Genomic DNA, 21,229 nt, shown 5'->3' on the forward strand with positions numbered 1-21,229 from the left:
ATTATAGTATAATTATACTATAATTATCGAAATATGGCGGAGCTTTGTGGGTAATCAAGATTGTTTAAACCATCAGCTACTTCTATCACAGGGCGAAAAAAGGCAACTTTATCAATTCTTCGACTGAGCAATTCCATCATGCCCAGAGTGATCAGCAATTTTCCAGAATGAGGTTCCATAGAGGCAATATACAGGCTTGATGTTTTCATTGTTTGCTTCCCTATACGATGAACACTACTATACCCCTGTCACTTACATACTCAAAGCGGATTTATTTAATAGGTTTTTTCATAGATAGCATTTTGGGTGCTTTCTATCCATTGTTCAGCGGCCTTATGAATTTCCTTGGTGCTGAGTTCGCTGCTTTTAATGACTGGGCCAATGACCATTTTTATGGTGCCAGCTTTTTTAACGAATTGTCCCTTGGGCCAGAATTCACCGGCATTGTGGGCAATCGGCAGTACATCAAAATTTGATTTGTTGGCTAGCATTGCACCACCAATTTTATAATCGGGCTTATCTCCGGGACGTTTGCGAGTACCTTCGGGGAAAATAATCACCCAATTGCCTTCTTCGAGGCGTCGTGTGCCCCCTTCAACAATTTGCTTCAAGGCTTTTTTACCACTACTGCGATCAATGGCAATGGATTTCATTGATGCCAGTTGCCAACCGAAAAAAGGTACCCATAATAATTCACGTTTTAACACCCAAACTTGGGGAGTGAAGAGTAATTGCAAGGCCATGGTTTCCCAGGTGGATTGATGCTTACAAAAAATGATACAGGGCTTATCAGGAATGTTTTCCTTGCCACTAATTTCAAATTTTAGTCCACAAATAAAACGCAGTACATGCAAGGTTGCACTTGACCAACTGGAAATGAGTTTTGAACGATATTTATAGGGCACCGGGTAGGCCAATAAAAAAATACTGGTGGCAATAGGGATGGTGATCCACATAAAAGCTAAGTAAATGGTTGAGCGGATATAAGGCATAGTTACTTCTCTAATGTCTTTTTAAGTTTCTAATATTTAAGTTTCTAATAACTGTTGAGTGAAATCAGCTAAATCATTATAAACAGGCAATTGGGAAAATTCTTTGGAGCGATCCTCGGCAATGGCTTTTAAACTCCGCAAACCCTTGCCGGTTTTTACCAGTGCTATTTTAGTTCCGGCAGTGCGACCTGTTTTTAAATCACTCAGTGAATCACCTACCATAAATACGTCAGTCAGTTGTTGTGAAATCAGTTGTTGTGAAATGTCGGCTGTTGCATCAGTAAAAAAATCGTGTGCAATTTGATTGATTAAACCCGGTTGAGGTTTACGACAGTCACAGTGATCATCGGGGCCATGCGGGCAAAAATAAAAGCCGGAAATCTTAGCATCCAATGGTGCTAATAAGGACTGTAATTTATCATGCATGGCGTTTAAGGTTTCAAGGCTGAAATATTGTCGTGCAATGCCCGATTGATTGCTTGCTACCATCACTGAATAGCCTGCCTGACATAAACGGGCAATGGCTTCCAGACTACCAGGAATGGGTATAAACTCAGCGACAGATTTGATGTAATTATCCGAATCCTGATTGATTACCCCATCGCGATCTAAAATAATTAAGCGTGACATGGACGGTTTTAGTTAGCTTGTAATAATGATAAATCAGCTACCTGAATAAACTGTCCCTGTAATTGTCCTAGCAAGGCAATACGGTTGTTTTTCAGTGCCTCGTCATCGGCCATTACCATCACATCATCAAAGAAAGTATCAACAACTGTTCTTAGTTCGGACAACTCTGTTAATGCCTGAGTGTATTGTGATGCTTTTAAGAGTGGCGCTACTTTTTGAGTGATGCTCTCTAATTGCTCGGCTAATTGTTTTTCTGCGGCTTCCACAAATAAGTCTGCATTGATCGCCGTGGGTATATTACCTTTTAACTTTTTCAAGATATTGGCGATACGCTTGTTCGCTGCTGCGAGAGATTCGGCCGCTTCTAATTGCTTGAACTGTTTAACGGCTTCAATACGGCAGGCAAAGTCATAAGGTTGAGGCGGTGTGAGTGCCAATACCGCATCAAATACATCAATACTAATGTCCTGATCAGCGAAATAGCCTTTGAGTCTATCCAGCATGAACTTATAAACACTTTGACAAGCCTTGGCGGCTTCAATGTCAGCGGGAAAAAGTGATGCCGACTGAGCGAGTAATGCGGGCACATCCAGGACTAATTTATTCTCAATGATGGTGCGTAATAAGCCTAGGGCGGCACGTCTTAGTGCAAAAGGATCTTTGTCGCCACTGGGGATTTGTCCTAGGGCAAAAATACCCATCAGTGTATCAATGCGTTCAGCAATGGATAGGCATTGCCCGATGCTGCTAGCAGGTGTTTGATCACCAGCAAAGCGTGGCATATACTGCTCATCCAAAGCGATGGCAACGGCATCGTCTTCACCGTCATTGTGTGCATAATAGCGTCCCATAATGCCTTGTAGGTCAGGGAACTCATTAACCATTTCGGTCATCAGGTCGCATTTAGCTAATTGCGCTGCGCGTTCTGCCTGTTTGACGTCTGCACCCAAAGACTGAGCAATAATACTGGCTAATTGGGTAACGCGTTGGGTTTTGTCATAGACAGTGCCTAACTTGTTTTGAAAGACGACGGTTTTTAAGCGTTCTAGATGATTAGATAAAGGGGCTTTTTTATCCTGTGACCAGAAAAAATTAGCATCGGACAAACGTGGGCGAATCACTTTTTCATTGCCTTTTTTTATTTGTTCGGGGTCAGTGCTTTCAATATTGCTGATGGTAATGAAATACGGCATGAGCTGCCCATCCTTATCCAGCAAGTGGAAATATTTCTGGTGCTTTTTCATTGCTGAAATTAATGCTTCGGCAGGTACATCGAGAAAATGTGCTTCAAACTCACCCATAATGGCTTTTGGCCATTCCACCATACTGGTGACTTCATCAAGTAAATCTTGATCAATGACTGCAGTACCGCCAGCGGTGGCTGCACTGTCATTAATTTGTTGACGAATAAGGGCTTGGCGTTTATCAAAATCAGCAATCACCATACCCTGATTGAGCAATAATGCTTCATAATCAGCAGGAGCTGAGACCGTGATGTTTAAAGGACTGTGAAAACGATGGCCTTTTGTGGTATTGGACGTTGATACGCTCAGTACTTTGGTCTCAATGATTTTATCACCCAATAAAAGGATTGCCCAATGGACAGGACGCACGAACATGGCATCTAAATCGCCCCAATGCATACGCTTAGGGATAGGCAGTTTATCTAAGGCGGTCTGAAAAATAGCGGGAATTAATGCTTCGCTGGGCTTGCCTTGCTCAGAAAGGGTATAGGCCAACCAAGCACCCTTATCGGTTTCTAATTTACTCAATTGCTCTACTTCAACATTGCAGGAGCGAGCAAAACCTTGAGCCGCTTTAGTTGGACAGCCTTCTTCATCAAAGGCCGCCTGTAATGCCGGACCACGGCGTTCGATGGATTTGTCTGGTGAGCAAACATCTAATTGGCTGACTAAGAGCGCCAAGCGACGTGGCGTGGCATAGGATTTTATTGTTTCATAGCTTAAATTCGCTTCATCCAGTCCTTTTGCCACGCCATTTTTAAAGGCTTTTATTAAGCCTTTTAATGCCGTTGGTGGTAGCTCTTCAGTTCCTAATTCTATGAGTAAATCTTTTTTATCTGACACGGTTTTAACTCTTATATGTTTAACACGATAGTAAATTGCTACAAATGCTTTTCAAGCCTTAGTTTTTAAGCTTTAGCTTTCAGCATAGGAAAGCCCAAGGCTTCACGACGATCATAATAGGCCTGAGCAATGGCTTTGGACAAGCCCCGAACCCGGCCAATAAAGCGTGCTCGTTCGGTGACTGAAATTGCATGACGGGCATCCAGCAGATTAAATGCATGAGAGGCCTTGACCATCATTTCATAAGCAGGCAAGGGCAGATTGACTTCAATCAAGCGTTTGCTTTCTGCCTCTAGGTGATCAAATTGGGTGAACAAAGCATCAACTGGAGCTTGTTCAAAATTGTAGGTCGACATTTCGACTTCATTTTGATGAAAAACATCACCATAAGTGACTTTGCCCAAGGGACCATCAGTCCAGACCAGATCATAGATACTTTCTGCACCCTGTAGATACATGGCAATCCGTTCTAGACCATAAGTGATTTCACCGGTAACGGGCTTGCATTCAAGACCGCCCACTTGTTGGAAATAGGTAAATTGTGAGACTTCCATACCATTAAGCCAGACTTCCCAGCCTAAACCCCAGGCACCTAACGTGGGCGATTCCCAATTGTCTTCAACAAAACGAATATCATGCACTAAAGGATCTAAGCCCAGCATCTTCAACGAGCCCAAATACAGTTCCTGAATTTCCAGTGGTGACGGCTTAATCACTACCTGAAACTGATAATAATGTTGCAGGCGGTTAGGATTCTCACCATAGCGGCCATCTGTCGGGCGACGACAAGGCTGAACATAGGCTGCACTCCAGGGCTCAGGGCCAATGGCGCGCAAAAAAGTAGCGGGGTGAAAGGTGCCTGCACCCATTTCCATATCATAGGGTTGCAGTAGGACACAGCCCTTCTCTGCCCAGTAGTTTTGTAGGGATAGTATCAGACCTTGAAAGGTAGACACATCCATGGGATCGGATGAAGGCATATTTGTAGACGATTTAGACATTGTATTATTTGTTTTCTAATGAGTTTATTAAAGTTGGGTGCATAAAAATGGTCGTAATTATACCTTAAATCCATCACTGGCTGTAGGTTTAACTGACTTATAAGACAAATAAATTCCACGGCTTAAAGTTGTTTTATTTTGTGATGTTCATCACGTTCTTTGGTGCTGGCGGGTATTCCCCAATCTTTGCATAAAAGTTAGATCCATTAGACTGAGCAGTAGACAAATGGATGAAAAGAAAAATAAAACTGCATTCATTTAAAGCGGAGCAGAGCCGCAGAGAACCAGCAAAGTCCTGATTGGCTAAGAGCCAATCAGGTAAAACAAGGAGGTATTATGGTTATCGAGCAGTATTCAGCGGTATCGCGACCACAATTTGGTCTAAGAGCCATTAAAGAACAGATTAGAAGTCAGATTTCCTTCTGGCTTTGGGATCGAAAGTTATCTAAGCAATATAATGACATCATGAAGCACAATAGTGATCTTGAAAGAACTGTTGTGAATAGCGCTGTTATAAATAATGGGGTTAATCATGCTTAAATTGCTTGCCAATACCCGACAATATCTAGCTCAACGAGCCTACCATAGCAAGCTCCCCTATCAGCTTCGTGCCTTATATGGCGATCGAGTGCAATATACACCGACTCAAATTACTATTGCTATTCGTAAGGCGGGTTTGTGTGTGGAGCACCGACAGTTAGCTTATGAAATGTATCTCAGCAAAGAAGAAATTATCGCTTTTCGTAAAAAAAGTAATGTGCATCGTTCTAATGCCCCTTTGCCCAGAGTGACTTTAAACAAAAGCGTTTTTAATTAGTGTCCATCCGTTTATTCTAAAATTATTTGTTAATTTTGACCGTAGGGTGGGCACGCTGAAAGTGTTCATAATAAGCGCTTGAGTCAGCGTGGGCAGATAAAGCCATGCCCACCCTACGGTTCTTTATATAAAAAACCTATTTACGGATGAGCACTAATTAGGCTATTATCAAGCTTTAATCATCACCTTTCCTCTCCTCTCCTCTTAATAAAGGGGCGTTATAGCGTCCCTGAATCTTATATCGTATCCCACTTATATAACTGGTCTCTTTTTAAGCAAATTTTCGTTATAATAGCCGCTTGATTTTTTATTCCTAATATAAAGTATGAGTAGAGCGGTCGTTTATGAAACAACAAGCAGCAGAAAAACAACGTAAAGCCGTGGCTTTAATCTCCGGTGGTCTGGACTCCATGTTAGCGGTCAAAGTCATACAGGAACAGGGCATCCATGTTGAAGGGATTAACTTTTTTACCGGTTTTTGTGTTGAAGGTCATACGCATGCCGTTAGAAAAAAACATAAGGATAAGCAAAAACGTAATAATGCCTTATGGGTGGCTGAGCAGTTGGGCGTTAAACTGCATATCATTGATGTGGTTGAGGAATACAAAGACGTATTACTAAACCCAGTGCATGGTTATGGCAAAAACGTTAATCCCTGCTTAGATTGTAAAACCTTTATGGTGAAAAAAGCAGTGGAATGGATCAAAGCAAATGACTTTGACTTCATTATAACAGGTGAAGTGGTAGGGCAGCGTCCGATGTCACAGCGTCGGGAAACCATGCCGATTGTTGCCAAAGAATCTGGAAGTGATGACTTGCTGGTCAGACCCTTAAGCGCACAGCAATTACCTGCGACCTTGCCGGAGCGTGAGGGTTGGCTGGATCGGGACAAAATGTTTGATTTTAATGGCCGTACCCGTAAGCCACAAATGGCCCTGGCGGCTCAGTATGGATTCAAAGACTATGCCCAGCCTGCAGGGGGTTGTTGTATGCTGACCGATGAAAATTATGCCGTCAAGTTGCAGGATATGTGGACCAATCGTCCGACCCGTGAATATGAGCTGGATGATATTATTATGCTAAAAATGGGACGTCATTTCCGCCTCGCATCGCACTTAAAAGTGATCATTGGTCGTGAAGAGGGTGAGAACAACTTTATGCAAGGCTACAAAAATCAATTTGTCAGTATTTTTCCGACCAGTCATCATGGTGCTTTGTGTCTGGTTGATGGTGTATTTAAAAGTGATGAAGAACTGCAACAGGCTTTGGGCTTAGTGGCACGTTATAGTCAGGGAAAAAATGCCTCGGAAGTGATATTAAAAGTGCGTCAGGCAAATGGCACTGAAGAGGAACATACGATTGCACCCATGGCTGCCGATGCGATTAAAAGGGAATGGGTAATATGAGTATCGATGAAAACTACAGTGAAGCACATCAATTGGATGCTCGCCGCTTGCTCTGTCCTCTGCCGGTGATCCGTACTCAGGATGCTGCGCTGGAACTCGCAAGCGGTGAATTGCTGACGGTGACCTGTACCGATCCGGGTACTAAAATGGACATTCCTAGTTGGTGTCGCATTAATGGTCATGAAGTCCTGGCGATTAAGGAGCAGGATCTTGAAGTTATTATCACCCTCAAGGTCAATCATGACACAGAATAAAAAAATCTAAAAAAAGAATATTAAATGTTGCTTATATTAATACTATCTAATATACTGAGCGCATGTTGTAAGGAATTTACACATTAAAATAAAAAACGTACTGGAGAGTATAAAATGAAAACATTAATGATCGCTACAGCTATCGCAGCCTCTATTGCTTCTATGACAGCAAGTGCTTGGTGGGGTGATGACAGCAATTCAAACACCAACTGGAATGGCAATGGCTATAACAACATGAACAACAATGCTTCTAGTAATGGCTATGGCAATGGTTGGGGTGATGGTAGCATGGACAGTGATATGGATGGTGATTTTGAAATCACTATCAAAGCACGTGGTCGCGGTCGTGGCAAAGGCAACACTAAAGGTTCAGCTTATGGTAATGCTTATAGCAACTATAATGGTAGCAATGACATGAATAACCGTTTTAATGGTTATAACAACTATGCTAACCAACAGCAGGGATATGGTTATTATCCTCGCCCTGTTGCTGCACCCGCTCCTGTAGCACCTGCACCAGTTGCGCCTGCTGCAAAATAAGTGCTTAATAGGCTGAGACTTATCTCAGCTTAGTTTAGCTTAAAAAAGCCGTCACCTGAATTTCATGTGATGGCTTTTTTTGGCCAAGAAAAGACCTCTTTATAAAAATTAAAGAATGATTGTACGCCCAAGTATCACGGCTATATTTGGCTTTTGATGAAAATCGCAGTATGATTCTAGTCCTTAATTATAAAGCAGCGCTGAATTTCGCACTGTTTTAGGGCAAAAAAACCAGATTTGAGTATAAAGAACACTGTGTTTTGATATGGTGATTCGTTTAATGACGCCTTAAAGAATGCCGTTATTAGCTTTGGGCAATGGTGGTACAATAATTGCTCAAAAGATTTAAAGTTAACATGATCATACAAGCTAAATTTTTTAGCTATCTATTAGTTACAGTAGAGGAAAATAAGCAATGAGTGGAAATGAGTCACGCCTTCAGGCAATTTACCAAATTACCAATCGTGAAAGCGCAGCAATGGAAAAAGCCGGTACTCTGAGTGAGATCTGGGCAAGTGATGTCTTTAATCTTGCAAAAATGGAAGATTCTCTTTCCAAAAATGCTTTTAAAGCCATTAAGAAAACAGTACAGACAGGTGAAGCGCTAGATTCATCCAATGCTGATATTGTTGCAGCAGCAATGAAAGAATGGGCTGTCTCTAAAGGTGCTAAATTTTACTCACACATTTTTTACCCACTGACACATGCGACTGCTGAAAAGCACGACGGTTTTATTATCACCAATTCTGATGGTAATGCCATTACAGAATTCACCGGTAGTTTATTGATTAAGGGCGAGCCAGATGGTTCATCTTTCCCTAATGGTAGTATCCGTATGACTAATGCAGCACGTGGTTATACTGCATGGGATCCCACTAGCCCGGTTTATATTCAGGAAACTGAAATCGGTGCGACTCTAATGATTCCAAGTGTTTTTATGTCTTGGACGGGTGAAGCTTTAGATAAGAAAATTCCTCTACTACGTTCTAACGATGCAATGAACAAAGCCGGTAGCCGGGTACTATCTTTAATGGGCGAAACAGATATCGCACCATTGAATTCAAGCTGTGGTGCTGAGCAAGAATACTTCCTAGTTGATTCAAACTTTGCCAATAGCCGCCCTGATTTATTATTAACGGGTAGAACTTTATTTGGTGCACCTTCTGCGAAGGGGCAAGAATTTGATGACCATTATTTTGGTGCTATTCCTGCCCGCGTTCAACTTTATATGCAGGACATCGAAGATCAACTTTATAAATTAGGTATTCCCGCTAAGACCAGCCACAATGAAGTGGCACCGGGTCAGTTTGAAATTGCCCCTTATTTTGAAGCAGCCAATGTTGCCGCTGATCACCAGCAGCAATTAATGACCACTCTAAAAGCCACCGCTAAGAAGCACGGCTTTATTTGTTTGTTACACGAAAAGCCTTTTGCCGGTATCAATGGTTCAGGTAAACACGTTAACTGGTCAGTCGGTAATGCGACTCAGGGTAATTTATTAGATCCCGGTCAAACACCTCATGATAACCTGAACTTCTTATTATTTTGTGGTGCGGTTATTCGTGGCGTACATAAGTTTGGTCCATTATTGCGTTCAGTTATTGCTTCTGCAGGTAATGACCATCGTTTAGGCGCTAACGAAGCACCTCCTGCGATTCTTTCTGTTTACCTAGGTGAGCAATTAGAAAAAGTCTATGAAGACATTAAAGAAGGTAAATTGACCCCAAGTAAAGCCGGTGGTGAAATGGACTTAGGTTTGTCTCAAATCTTGAACTTCGAACGTGATCCTGGTGATCGTAATCGTACTTCTCCTTTTGCTTTTACTGGTAACCGTTTTGAGTTCCGTGCAGTGGGTTCAGCTCAGTCTGTTTCTGGACCTCTGGTGGCAATGAACACGATGCTTGCTGATTCACTGAACTGGATTGCGGATAAATTAGAAGGTGCGCTAAGTGGTGGTACGGATAAAACAGTTGCTGTGATTGAAGTCTTGAAGCAACTGATTGAAGAAAACGGCAACGTCGTTTTTGGTGGCGACGGCTATTCGAGCGAATGGCATGAAAAAGCCGTATCAGAACGTGGCTTGAAAAACATTCCGACGACTGCTGATGCTTTACCAGCTTTGCAAGAAGAGTCAGTTAAAGAATTATTCTCTAGCACTGGCGTACTTTCTCCTATAGAACTGGAGAGTCGTTACGAAGTGTATGCAGAACAGTATATTCTTGCTATTGAAGTAGAAGCGAAGCTGGTTGTTGATATGGCAACAACCATGATTTATCCAGCAGCAACCCGTTATTTATCTGAATTGACAATGACCAACTCCGGCTTAAACGAAATGGGTATCGAAATGGACAACTCCATTGCGATGACCGTTGCAACTGAAGCCAGTGCGATGATGACTGAAGTGGCAAACTTGAAAGAAGCCATGGCAAAAGAAGATTTTGCTGACACGGATGAGCATACACAATACTTTGCCAATACTATTCTTGGTTTAATGGTTGCTGTTCGTACTCATGCAGATACTCTGGAAACAGTGGTTGCTGATGAATTATGGCCTCTACCTAAGTACCATGAAATGTTATTTATCAAGTAAATAACAGGTAATATTATCAAGTTTGAGTCAGTAAAATAGTTCAAGCCTGATAAGGTTGTACAATAAAAAAGCCACTATTTATAGTGGCTTTTTTTGTTAAATCACGTATGATCTAAACCTTAAATCACATCGATTTGAACCTTTTTCCCTAGTTTGAAGCTTTAAGCATTACCACAAAAATATGACAACCGAAAAGAATCATTCTGAAGATCGTTATAAGATCACTGCCAAAGTCACTATAGTTGGCGCAGTAATCAATTGTATCCTGGCAGTGCTAAAAATTGTTATTGGTGTAATCGGTCACTCCCATGCTTTAATCGTTGATGGTATCCACTCTTTCTCTGACCTACTCAGTGATGCGCTAGTCGTTTTTGCGGCCAAAAAAGGCAATCAATGTCCTGATGAAGATCACCCCTATGGCCATGCTAGAATCGAAACCGCCTTCGCTGCGGTATTGGGTGGTATTCTTATTGCTGTTGGTATCGGTATTGTTATCGATGCCCTAGATCGCTTAACGAGCGGTGATATCGTTACTCCGCAAAGCATGACCATTTGGGTGGCTTTACTCTCGGTATTATCCAAAGAAGCACTCTACCGTTATACGCTTGTTTATGCTGAACGGCTGAATTCCAATATTCTCAAAGCTAATGCCTGGCACCATCGCAGTGATGCGATTTCATCTATCGTCGTTTTAGTCGGTATTATCGGCAGTATTTCCGGTATCCCCTATTTAGATGCTGCTGCCGCTGTGATTGTGTCAATGATGATTGCTAAAATTGGTTGGGATATTGCTAAAGAAAGCATAGAGCAATTAGTTGATAAGGGACTTGATGGTGAAAAAGTGCGCTTTATTAGTTCACACATTACCGAAATCCCCGGTGTTAGACACATGCACATGCTACGTACTCGACAAATGGGCGCTGAAGCCTTATTGGACGTACACATTGAAGTAGCCCCCCAATTGAGTGTCTCCGAAGGTCATCGTATCAGTGATGAAGTAAGCAAAGAACTCACTAAAGAATTCCCCGATATTTCCCAGGTATTGGTTCATATCGACCCGGAAGATGATGAAGAAGACTCTACTTGTTCAAACCTGCCTTTAAGAAAAGAAATATTATCTGATTTAGATCAGTTATGGGCCGATATCGAACAATCTAAACTCATTGAGGAAGTGACGCTACATTACTTATACGGTAAAGTCAGCGTACAAATCATTATGCCCTTATCGGTGTTATCGTCATTTGAAGAACCCGCCTTGCTTGCCAAGCACTTTGTTTCATCGGTCGAAAAACTGGATTATATTGATAAATTAGAATTATTATATCGATAAAATGCACCCCATTTGTGCAAAATGACATTTGTTGCACAAATAGGGTGCACCCCGAATAGTGACCTCTAGGAAAAACTAAGCCATATATTCTACTCTTGCCATTTTTACCTCAAATACTTTTAGCTCAAGAACCGCAATGGAAGACAACGAATGTCTGATGGCGGTGGTGGTCAGGTATGGCATTACCTAGCCAATCAAACTATTAATAGATCTTCGCACCATAAAAGAGCATTATAATAAATATAAAGTATCCAATAAGCTTCATAATGAATGATAAATCATTGTTTTCTAGTTAAAATAATAGTTAAAACAACAGCTTAAAAATATACTATTATCTTTATAAACGTTGGTTTAATTATTGCATTGAAGCAAAATGACGCATAAACAATGGACTAGCTAATGGTGCAGTGGATAATTAAATGGTGAACAGCTCTAAACGACAGCAATATGAATTTGCTGAAACAGTGCTGGATAATTTAAACACAGCCGTGGTATTGCTCGATAGTCAATTAAATGTACTTTATATTAATCCTTCCGCTGAAATGCTCTTGGGCGTTAGTTCCAACAAAATTACTTCAAAGCCCATCAGTAAACTACTTACCGATGAAGCATTAATTACTGCAGTAAAAGATACTCTGCTCAGTAACCATCCCTTTACTCAACGTGAGCGTATCATTCTCATCAATGACCGCAGGCTAACGGTTGATATCAGTGTGCAGCTTATTTTATCTGAAAATATGCCGGATAAAAATGACAAGCGTTTACTCATTGAGTTCAGTCAGCTTGATCGGCACTTAAGGATTTCCAGAGAAGAAAATTTACTGGCACAACATGAAACCATTCGTGCCCTATTACGCAGTATGGCGCATGAAGTTAAAAATCCTTTGGGTGGGATTCGTGGTGCCGCTCAATTACTCGAGCGAGAATTAAAAAATTCTGAGCAGACTGAATATACCCAAGTCATTATTGATGAGGCGGATCGATTAAAAAATCTGGTGAATCGGATGTTAGGGCCCAATGCCCGACCGAATCAGACCCTGGTGAATATACACTCAGTTTCAGAGCGAGTACGAAGCTTACTTAAAGCGGATAAAAGCCGTGATGTTAATATTTATTTTGACTATGATCCCAGTATCCCAGAAGTTACTTTTGATCCGGAACATTTGATACAAGCTGTATTAAATATTGTGCGTAATGCGGCACAGGCGCTGACAGAACAAGATAAAAATAGTCCTTTGAATGAAAGCCATTCGAATTCAGAGCAGGAAAAAACCATTACCATAAAAACGCGGATCATGAGGCATTTTAATATCGGTCATAAGCGTTACAAATTAGTCGCTAAGATGGACATTATTGATAATGGTCCAGGTATTTCAGAACATATGCAAGAAAGAATTTTTATGCCCCTAATCACAGGCCGTGCTGAAGGGACGGGGCTTGGTCTTTCTATTGCGCAATCATTGATTAGTCAAAATGGCGGCCTAATTGAATGTCATAGCAAACCCGGCAATACAGTATTCAGTATATTGTTACCCATCAATGATAACAGTAATAAACCACATCGGAGTTTTACGTGAGCGAACAAAATATAGTTTGGGTGATTGATGATGATCGTTCAATTCGTTGGGTATTAGAGAAAGCATTTAAGCAAGCTGATCTACACGTTGAGAGCTTTGAAAATGCCGAAAGTGTATTAAGTGCTTTGAAAAAAGCACAGCCAGATACTATCGTGACGGATATTCGTATGCCCGGCATGGATGGCTTTGATTTATTAAAAAAATTACAACTAGATTACAAGGATATTCCGGTCATTATTATGACCGCACATTCTGATCTGGATAGTGCTGTTTCTGCATATGAAGGGGGAGCTTTTGAATACCTGCCTAAGCCTTTTGATGTCGATGAGGCAGTAGAATTAGTACAACGCGCATTGAGCTTGCGTAAGACAGAAAAAAATCGCCAGCATAAAGAAGTTCAAGACAATGCCACACCAGAGATTATCGGTGAAGCGGCTTCTATGCAGGAAGTCTTTCGTGCCATTGGCCGATTATCCCGTTCCAATATTACCGTGATGATCAATGGTGCTTCGGGTACGGGTAAAGAATTAGTGGCGCAGGCACTACATCGTCATAGTCCCCGCTCCGATAAACCTTTTATCGCACTGAATACCGCTGCAATTCCTAAAGACTTATTAGAATCTGAATTTTTTGGTCATGAACGTGGTGCTTTTACCGGTGCTCAGGCACAGCGCGTGGGACGTTTTGAACAAGCGGATGGTGGTACCTTATTTTTAGATGAAATTGGTGATATGCCGGCAGAATTGCAAACCCGTTTATTACGCGTTTTATCTGACGGTGAATTTTATCGTGTGGGAGGGCGCTCACCCATTAAAGTGGATGTGCGCATCATTGCTGCCACTCATCAGGATTTAGATAAACGAGTGGAAGAAGGCTTATTCAGAGAAGATTTATTCCACCGTCTTAATGTGATCCGAATCCACATGCCCACCCTGAGTGAACGTCAGGAAGATATTGCCCTGCTGGCCAGCTATTTTTTAAACCGGGCAGCCTTAGAGCTGAATGTAGAAAAGAAAACGCTGGATAGAGAAAGTGAAATCTTTTTAAGCAAGCAACCCTGGCCGGGCAATGTGCGCCAATTGGAAAATGTGTGTCGCTGGTTAACGGTGATGTCACCCGCCCAAGTGGTACACATTGAAGATATGCCACCGGAGTTACAAGGCACAAACCTTGAAGAAACGGTTAATAGCAATTGGGAAGATGCGTTAAGACTCTGGCTGGATTCTCAATTGTCAGCCGGTGCAGAGAATGTATTGGACACATTAATGCCTAATATGGAACGCATCATGATAGATGTTGCGTTGAAGAGCACTGGTGGTCGTAAACAGGATGCTGCACGCTTGCTTGGCTGGGGCAGAAATACCCTGACGCGTAAGATCAAAGAATTAAATATTGAATAAAGTGACTAAGAAGTAATGTCCATGCTAACTTATTTTGTGTAACATAAGTTAGCATGGTTGAGACTCGCGTATTTTAACTTTTTTCTGCGATTTGAGGCTCATTCGCTTTGTTTGAACTTGAATTTTTGCTTGCCAATTCCATCAATAAAGCATCCATGCCTTTCTTAGAGATAATTTGCTTAAAACTAGAGCGATAGGTGGTCACTAAGCTGATGCCTTCCACTGAGACATCATAAACCTTCCATTCACCATTTTTACTATGGTATAAATCATAATTAACCTTAACAGGTTCTGCACCACTGGGTGGGTTGACCTGAGAACGAATGGTAGCATATTTGCCTTTAAGCTCACCACGAAATGGTTTGAAGGTAATGATGTCATCAGAGAGATCATTGCTTGATAAGAATTGAATCAGAGCTTTAGAATAGAATTTGACCACCAATGTCTGAAATTCAACAATGAATTTTTTTTGTTGCTCGGGAGTGGCTTTGCGCCAATTTTTTCCTAATACCCAGCGTGACATGAGAGGAAAGTTTATTTTTGGTACTAAATTATGGTTGACCAATTGCAAGGCGATTTGAGGATCGTTACGAATCGCATCGGTATTGTTTCTGAATTCATTAATCATGTGTTTTGAGGTATCTTCCATCAGTTTTTGTGGCACAGGCACATCGGCATAACTGATTGATGATAGAACAATAGCCAATAGGAAGGATTGAATAAGAATCCTTCCTATTGGTGATAAATTGGTAAGAGTCGATAAACTAAACATATTTTTCCCCAGATTGTCTGCTTCTAATTTCAGGTGCAACGTCAACATGCTTAACGCATAAAATTCTTTTTAAATAAGAATAGTACATAAGACCTGCAAAAGCTGAAAGTAATTTCCATTTACATTAACCGATACTCAATGAACCGCTGGTGAATAAAAAATCTAAAAAATCATTCTTGATTACCCATAAAGCTCCGCCATTTTTAGGAGCTTTCCATTCATAGGTGGCGTTTTCATCGCCACGCATAAAAACCTTGGCATCATGTCTTTTAAGTTAAAGCGTCTATTAAACCGATAACAAAATTCAGCAAGATACCGAGGTATAATATTACCTATCATAGTGTTAACCCAGATAAACTCAATTTTATCAACACTTGCCGCACCACCACCCGTGACGATTGGAACATGCTTACAGTCAGCTTCTTTAACCGCAGGAAAACAATTTAACCCATCTGAGTAAACAGTACTTCCAGGTGTTAAATGAGTTTGTGCCCATCGTTTTATTTCACTGGATTTAAACCCTTTAAGCACATTTAAATTCATTGCAATCGGGTGTCCATCTTCATTAGTAGAAACGGCTGCAACGAACGGTGTTTTATTTTCTGAACCACGACCTCTGGAGCCGCCTCTGTGCTCACCACCCCAGTAGGCATCATCAATTTGAATGATGCCTGATAAAGGATTTACTGTCATCACGTTCTTTCATAACCTGCATGATCTTTTGTTTCATACTCCAGGCTGTATTGTAGCTTACCTTAAGCTGTCTCTTTAATTCTAATGCTGAAACCGCTGTCTTCAATTGAGTCATAAGATGAATCGCTAAAAACCACTTAGATAAAGGCAGTTTGGTACTATCAAATATTGTCCCACAGGTTGCTGATGTCTGATGATGACAATGGTGGCACTGATAAAGATGGCGATGTTCTAGAGTGCAATAAGTCTTATTGCCACACTCTGGGCAAACAAATCCATCAGGAAATTTCCATTTAAATAAGGCTTGTCGGCACTGTTTGTCAGTGCCATAATCATTAAAAAGCTCAAATAAACTATAACCTTCTTGAAACTGAATTTTATTTTTTGACATCATTCTACTCCACACATAATCTATACTTTAATTATAGTATAATTATAGTATAATTATAGTATAATTATCGAAATATGGCGGAGCTTTGTGGGTAATCAAGAAATCATTTAAAAACGATCTAAAAAATGATGCTAGATAAAATAACGGATTCATTCGGTTATTCCAAGTTAGTATTTTCTAATAAAGAGCGCATATAAACAAGAAAAAAGAGTATAATTGTGAACTGTTTATAGCTAAATATGGCTAAAATGAGACAATTAGATTAAATTTGGTCAAAAAATGTGATAAAAAAACCTGAATTACTGCTCCCAGCGGGTACCATAAAAAACATGCGCTACGCTTATGCCTATGGTGCAGATGCCATTTATGCCGGTCAGCCACGTTATAGCTTGCGGGCAAGAAACAATGATTTTACCTATGAAAATATTGCCATAGGTATCAATGAAGCCCATGAAAACGGCAAAAAGTTCTTTCTCGCATCCAATGTTATTCCTCATAATTCTAAGATCAAGACCTATATGGATGATATTGCTCCTATTATTGAACTGAAACCGGATGCTCTTATTATGGCCGATCCCGGCCTGATTATGATGGTGAGAGAACGTTGGCCTGAAGTCAGTGTTCACCTGTCAGTACAGGCGAATACGGTGAATTATGCTGCGGTACAATTCTGGAAATCCGTGGGAGTTGAGCGGGTTATTTTGTCGCGAGAATTATCTTTGGATGAAATTGAAGAAATTCGTCAACAATGTCCGGATATGGAATTAGAAGTATTTGTTCATGGGGCATTATGTATCGCCTACTCAGGGCGTTGCTTGCTGTCAGGTTATTTTAATCATCGCGATCCCAATCAGGGTACTTGTACCAATGCTTGTCGCTGGGAATATAAAGTGCATGATGCCAGTGAAGATGTCACCGGTGATGTGATGATTAAGCCCCCAGAGCCGCAAAAAATAGATTTTGACCCTTTTGCCGCGATGAATTCTCCCGAAGCCTTTCCCGATGAGAGCAAAATGAAGCGTCACCCGGATGCGGATAAAATCTATCTCATTGAAGAAGCGGAACGTCCGGGTGAATATATGCCGATCATTGAAGATGAAAATGGCACCTATATCATGAACTCAAAAGATTTACGTGCCTTAGAACATGTCGAGCGATTGATGCAGATTGGTGTTGATTCACTAAAAATAGAAGGCCGAACTAAATCCCATTATTATGCAGCGCGTACAGCACAGGTTTATCGTCAGGCAATTGATTCACTGGCGCGTGGTGAAGCCTTTGATATGGAATTGTATGCGGACCTAAATAGTCTGGCAAATCGTGGTTATACCGATGGTTTTTATCAGCGTCACCACACCCATGAATACCAAAACTATATGGATAATCATTCCCGTAGCAAAAGCCAGCAATTTGTCGGTGAAATTCTGGAGTATAATGAAGCAGAACAAACCGCCATCGTTGATGTCAAAAACCGCTTCAGCGTAGGTGATACTCTGGAGCTTATTTTACCTGAGGGTAACAAGGCTTTTACATTAGAAGCCATTACCAGCAATAAAAATGGTGAAGCAATGGATGTCGCACCGGGCAGTGGCCATATAGTCACCATCCCCTTGCCATTTAAGGCCGATAATTATAGCTTGATTGCACGAATTTTTTAACATAAACCCCAACCGGAGTAACCATGAATAGCTCTAGCGTTTATCCTTATACCCGTAAGCGCCGTATGCGTCGTGACGATTTTTCTCGGCGTTTAATGCGTGAATCACAGCTGAGTGTTGATGATTTGATTTATCCTATGTTTATTCTGGAAGGTGAAAATCAACGTGAAGTTATTGCATCTATGCCGGGTGTTGAACGTGTCAGTATCGACCAGTTATTGCTTGAAGCTAAAGAATTAGTGGCTCTGGGCGTACCTGCTGTCGCCTTGTTTCCAGTGACACCACAGAGTGCCAAAAGTGATGATGCCAAAGAAGCTTATAATCCTGATGGTCTCGCGCAACGTGCAGTAAGGGCATTAAAAGCTGATTTTCCAGAACTGGGTGTCATTACCGATGTGGCACTGGATCCATTCACGTCTCACGGACAAGATGGCTTGATCGATGAAACTGGCTATGTATTGAATGATGAAACAGTTGAAGTCTTGATCAAACAGGCTTTATCACATGCCGAAGCGGGTGCAGACATTGTTGCCCCCTCGGACATGATGGATGGTCGTATTGGTGAAATTCGCGAAGCCTTGGAAGAAAATAATTATATCTATACCAAAATTTTATCCTACTCAGCAAAATATGCTTCAAGCTTTTACGGCCCCTTTAGAGATGCTGTGGGCTCGGCGGCAAATTTAGGTAAGGCAGACAAAAGTACTTATCAAATGGATCCCGGTAATAGTGATGAAGCCTTACTCGAAGTGGCGATGGATTTAGAAGAAGGTGCCGATATGGTCATGGTGAAACCCGGTATGCCCTATCTTGATATTGTCCGCCGTGTTAAACAGGAATTTGGTGTACCCACTTATGCCTATCAGGTGAGTGGTGAATATTCCATGCTCAGAGCCGCCATTGATAATGGCTGGTTAGATGAACGTAAGGTGATCATGGAGTCATTATTGTGTTTTAAACGTGCCGGTGCCGATGGCATTTTGACTTATTACGCCAAACAAGTAGCGCTCTGGTTGAAAGAGAGTGGCTGATAGAGAATAATTGTCAGTCTAGTTTCCGTACCAGGTTGAAGTGTTTGTCTTTACAGGGGCGCTCAAGCACATCCATGTGATCGCTTTATGAAAATATCCCTATTTTCAAAACCCTGTAAAGACAAACACTTCAACCTGATACTCTATTGTCACTTTGCAAAATGCTGTGTAGCTACGAAAGAAATAGTTAAATGAATAAACGAGAAAACTGTTAGTGAAAATAATCCTTAATATTGTGTATTTCTTGGTCTTCCTCATGCTGGCAATGCTGGTGATGTTTCTTGGTGGCTTATCAGGTGTGGCCGGAACATTCTATATCATGGTCGAGGCGGGGGATTTACAAGCCAATTTGAGCAAGGCTATTGCTGTTTTGCTTATCGTCTGGCTAGTGGTGGTGTTTTTGAGAAATCGAAATAAAAGAGCCATAAAACGTATCAAGCGCTTGGCCAAAGAAGAGCAGGCGAAGGAAAACAAATGAGTGATATTTTTGATTTTGATAAGCCGGATCGTTATGCCGTGATGGGTAATCCGATTAATCATAGTAAGTCACCACAGATTCATAGCGCATTCGCCAAAGAAACGGGACAAAAGCTGGAATATACGGCTATTCATGTGGATGTGGGTGGTTTTGCTCAGGCCGTCAGTCATTTTCAGGCTCATGGTGGTAAGGGCTTAAATGTCACTGTGCCCTTTAAGTTGGATGCCTGGAAATTAGCCGATACTTTAACTGAACGGGCAACCAAAGCCGGTGCAGTGAATACCCTTATTTTAGAAAAAAATGGTGATATTCAAGGGGATAATACCGATGGTGTTGGCCTAGTCAACGATATCATCAACCATCTGGGTTGGAGCATTGCCCAACAACGGGTATTGATATTAGGCGCGGGTGGCGCTTCACGAGGAGTGATCGGCCCTATTTTGGAACATCAGCCTAAGTCTTTGACTATTGCCAATCGTACTGCCTCCAAAGCGGCTGAATTAGTAGAACTCTTTAGCGATGTGAAAGCTGATAACACCCAGGCTATTGTGGGGGGAAGCTATGATGCTTTAAATGGACAGCAATTTGACTTGGTGATTAATGCCACGGCAGCTAGTTTAAAGGGTGAGGTGCCTCCCATTCCCGATAATATATTAGCAAGCAATGCCTGCTGTTATGACATGATGTATGCAGCACAGCCAACTGCATTTATGCTTTGGGCGAGTGAACATGGCGTCACTCAGATCAGTGATGGTTTGGGCATGTTGGTAGGACAGGCTGCCGAATCTTTTACGATCTGGCGTGGTGTAAGGCCATCGGTCGTACCCGTGATTGCTAGCATAAAAGCGGCATTGAAGTAGCGTACAATTAAACCTAAAAAAATCAGTTGAACCTACTGTGACCGCCTTATGCACTGAATCTTAAGGATTTTCCAGAATATTTTGGGCTCTTCTCCGCTTTGATGAGTGAGGGTTTACCCAAAATAGAACATACTCTGCTCATCAGGAATGGAGGTTTGCCTGATTTTAAGTTTAAAATATTCGGTATCCCGAATCCCTCTGGCCCTTTTTCTTATTAAGCCAATACTGACATTGCCTGCTTCAATTCTAGCGGATGTCAGCTGATGTTTTGCATAGTTGCAAATACCATCTTTATTCTTTCTCATTGAGCGAGCAAATGTTTTTAAGTAGCTCATATTGCTTTGATCAGCCATGACACACCATTGCTCTAATTCATCTTTCATTTCAGTCACGTCATTGTTATTCCACAGTGCTTGTAACTGTTCTTTCATCAGATATAAAATATTTAAATTCTGATTTTCTGATAACAGGTTATTCAATCGGTCAGATTGTTTCTCAGTGAGCTTGTCTTCATTTTTTAGTAGCAAGTAATAGCATCCCTTGAGTAAATCTTTTCCAGGCTTGCTGGCTCGTCTGAATTCAATCCTACGTTGATTTTTTATCACGTTAGAGAAATTCTTCATGACATGAAATCGATCAAAAACAATATCTGCATTGGGCAATATTTCTCTCACTGATTTTTGATACGCGGGCCCCATGTCCATGGTATTAGGCGACAATTA

At 41.4% G+C, this 21,229-nt stretch carries 19 protein-coding genes and 1 pseudogene; 12 read left to right on the forward strand and 8 right to left on the reverse strand.

All coding sequences use genetic code 11. The features are described from left to right. Positions 1-23 precede the first annotated feature (23 nt). The 5 genes from JEU79_RS04245 to glyQ form a co-directional block, all read right to left on the reverse strand. Positions 24-209, reverse strand: coding sequence for an AAA family ATPase (locus JEU79_RS04245; RefSeq protein WP_198263099.1), 186 nt, complete (start codon positions 207-209; stop codon positions 24-26). A 66-nt stretch (positions 210-275) separates the two neighbouring features. Further along, the gene (locus JEU79_RS04250; protein WP_246539988.1) at positions 276-956 is read right to left on the reverse strand and encodes a lysophospholipid acyltransferase family protein; all 681 of its coding nucleotides are present in this window, start codon (positions 954-956) and stop codon (positions 276-278) included. A gap of 72 nt (positions 957-1,028) precedes the next feature. Then, positions 1,029-1,622 carry a D-glycero-beta-D-manno-heptose 1,7-bisphosphate 7-phosphatase gene (gene gmhB, locus JEU79_RS04255; protein WP_198263101.1) on the reverse strand — a complete coding sequence of 198 codons (594 nt, stop codon included), beginning with the start codon at positions 1,620-1,622 and terminating at the stop codon, positions 1,029-1,031. 8 nt (positions 1,623-1,630) lie between these two features. Continuing rightward, the gene (glyS, locus tag JEU79_RS04260) at positions 1,631-3,709 is read right to left on the reverse strand and encodes a glycine--tRNA ligase subunit beta (protein ID WP_198263102.1); all 2,079 of its coding nucleotides are present in this window, start codon (positions 3,707-3,709) and stop codon (positions 1,631-1,633) included. Positions 3,710-3,774: 65 nt separating this feature from the next. Then, the gene (gene glyQ, locus JEU79_RS04265; RefSeq protein WP_198265854.1) at positions 3,775-4,671 is read right to left on the reverse strand and encodes a glycine--tRNA ligase subunit alpha; all 897 of its coding nucleotides are present in this window, start codon (positions 4,669-4,671) and stop codon (positions 3,775-3,777) included. Between the two features lie 571 nt (positions 4,672-5,242). Here glyQ and JEU79_RS04270 point away from each other — a divergent pair. The 8 genes from JEU79_RS04270 (at position 5,243) to ntrC (ending at position 14,624) form a co-directional block, all read left to right on the forward strand. Then, complete coding sequence (locus tag JEU79_RS04270) at positions 5,243-5,527, forward strand: DUF6559 family protein (RefSeq protein WP_198263103.1); 285 nt, start codon at positions 5,243-5,245, stop codon at positions 5,525-5,527. Positions 5,528-5,871: 344 nt separating this feature from the next. After that, positions 5,872-6,933: a tRNA (5-methylaminomethyl-2-thiouridylate)-methyltransferase gene (locus tag JEU79_RS04275; protein WP_198263104.1), complete on the forward strand. Its 1,062-nt coding sequence runs from the start codon at positions 5,872-5,874 to the stop codon at positions 6,931-6,933. Then, positions 6,921-7,187, forward strand: a complete 267-nt coding sequence (locus JEU79_RS04280; RefSeq protein ID WP_246539989.1) for a sulfurtransferase TusA family protein — start codon at positions 6,921-6,923, stop codon at positions 7,185-7,187. Before JEU79_RS04275 ends, JEU79_RS04280 begins: the two co-directional genes overlap by 13 nt. A 114-nt stretch (positions 7,188-7,301) precedes the next feature. After that, positions 7,302-7,727, forward strand: a complete 426-nt coding sequence (locus JEU79_RS04285; RefSeq protein ID WP_198263105.1) for a hypothetical protein — start codon at positions 7,302-7,304, stop codon at positions 7,725-7,727. A gap of 415 nt (positions 7,728-8,142) precedes the next feature. Further along, positions 8,143-10,317: a glutamine synthetase III family protein gene (locus tag JEU79_RS04290; RefSeq protein ID WP_198263106.1), complete on the forward strand. Its 2,175-nt coding sequence runs from the start codon at positions 8,143-8,145 to the stop codon at positions 10,315-10,317. 181 nt (positions 10,318-10,498) lie between these two features. Further along, on the forward strand, positions 10,499-11,647 hold the full coding sequence (locus tag JEU79_RS04295) for a cation diffusion facilitator family transporter (protein WP_198263107.1): 1,149 nt from the start codon (positions 10,499-10,501) through the stop codon (positions 11,645-11,647). Between the two features lie 422 nt (positions 11,648-12,069). Beyond that, complete coding sequence (gene glnL, locus JEU79_RS04300) at positions 12,070-13,224, forward strand: nitrogen regulation protein NR(II) (protein WP_246539990.1); 1,155 nt, start codon at positions 12,070-12,072, stop codon at positions 13,222-13,224. Further along, complete coding sequence (ntrC, locus tag JEU79_RS04305) at positions 13,221-14,624, forward strand: nitrogen regulation protein NR(I) (RefSeq protein WP_198263109.1); 1,404 nt, start codon at positions 13,221-13,223, stop codon at positions 14,622-14,624. The genes glnL and ntrC overlap by 4 nt, the downstream gene beginning before the upstream one ends. A 73-nt stretch (positions 14,625-14,697) precedes the next feature. On the opposite strand, the gene JEU79_RS04310 is transcribed toward ntrC, so the two are convergent. Together JEU79_RS04310 and JEU79_RS04315 are read right to left on the reverse strand one after the other, a co-directional pair. Next, entirely contained in the window at positions 14,698-15,444 is a 747-nt protein-coding gene (locus JEU79_RS04310; RefSeq protein WP_198263110.1) for an MlaC/ttg2D family ABC transporter substrate-binding protein, read from the reverse strand. 132 nt (positions 15,445-15,576) lie between these two features. Continuing rightward, positions 15,577-16,480: pseudogene (locus JEU79_RS04315) on the reverse strand (IS1595 family transposase). 284 nt (positions 16,481-16,764) lie between these two features. Between JEU79_RS04315 and trhP the strand changes: the two are divergent. From trhP to aroE, 4 genes are all read left to right on the forward strand, one after another. Then, the gene (gene trhP, locus JEU79_RS04320; RefSeq protein ID WP_198265856.1) at positions 16,765-18,138 is read left to right on the forward strand and encodes a prephenate-dependent tRNA uridine(34) hydroxylase TrhP; all 1,374 of its coding nucleotides are present in this window, start codon (positions 16,765-16,767) and stop codon (positions 18,136-18,138) included. 23 nt (positions 18,139-18,161) lie between these two features. After that, a complete protein-coding gene (gene hemB, locus JEU79_RS04325; protein ID WP_198263111.1) occupies positions 18,162-19,169 on the forward strand; it encodes a porphobilinogen synthase in 1,008 nt (335 codons plus the stop codon). A gap of 214 nt (positions 19,170-19,383) precedes the next feature. Further along, positions 19,384-19,647 (forward strand): hypothetical protein, encoded by a 264-nt coding sequence (locus JEU79_RS04330; protein ID WP_198263112.1) that lies wholly within the window; start codon positions 19,384-19,386, stop codon positions 19,645-19,647. After that, complete coding sequence (gene aroE, locus JEU79_RS04335; RefSeq protein ID WP_198263113.1) at positions 19,644-20,507, forward strand: shikimate dehydrogenase; 864 nt, start codon at positions 19,644-19,646, stop codon at positions 20,505-20,507. The genes JEU79_RS04330 and aroE overlap by 4 nt, the downstream gene beginning before the upstream one ends. Positions 20,508-20,620: 113 nt before the next feature. Here the strand turns inward: aroE and JEU79_RS04340 are convergent, their stop codons facing one another. Next, positions 20,621-21,211 carry a transposase gene (locus tag JEU79_RS04340; protein ID WP_343075002.1) on the reverse strand — a complete coding sequence of 197 codons (591 nt, stop codon included), beginning with the start codon at positions 21,209-21,211 and terminating at the stop codon, positions 20,621-20,623. Positions 21,212-21,229: the final 18 nt, after the last annotated feature.

Origin of the sequence: sulfur-oxidizing endosymbiont of Gigantopelta aegis, assembly GCF_016097415.1 — a bacterium.
Classification (GTDB): Bacteria; Pseudomonadota; Gammaproteobacteria; order GRL18; family GRL18; genus GRL18.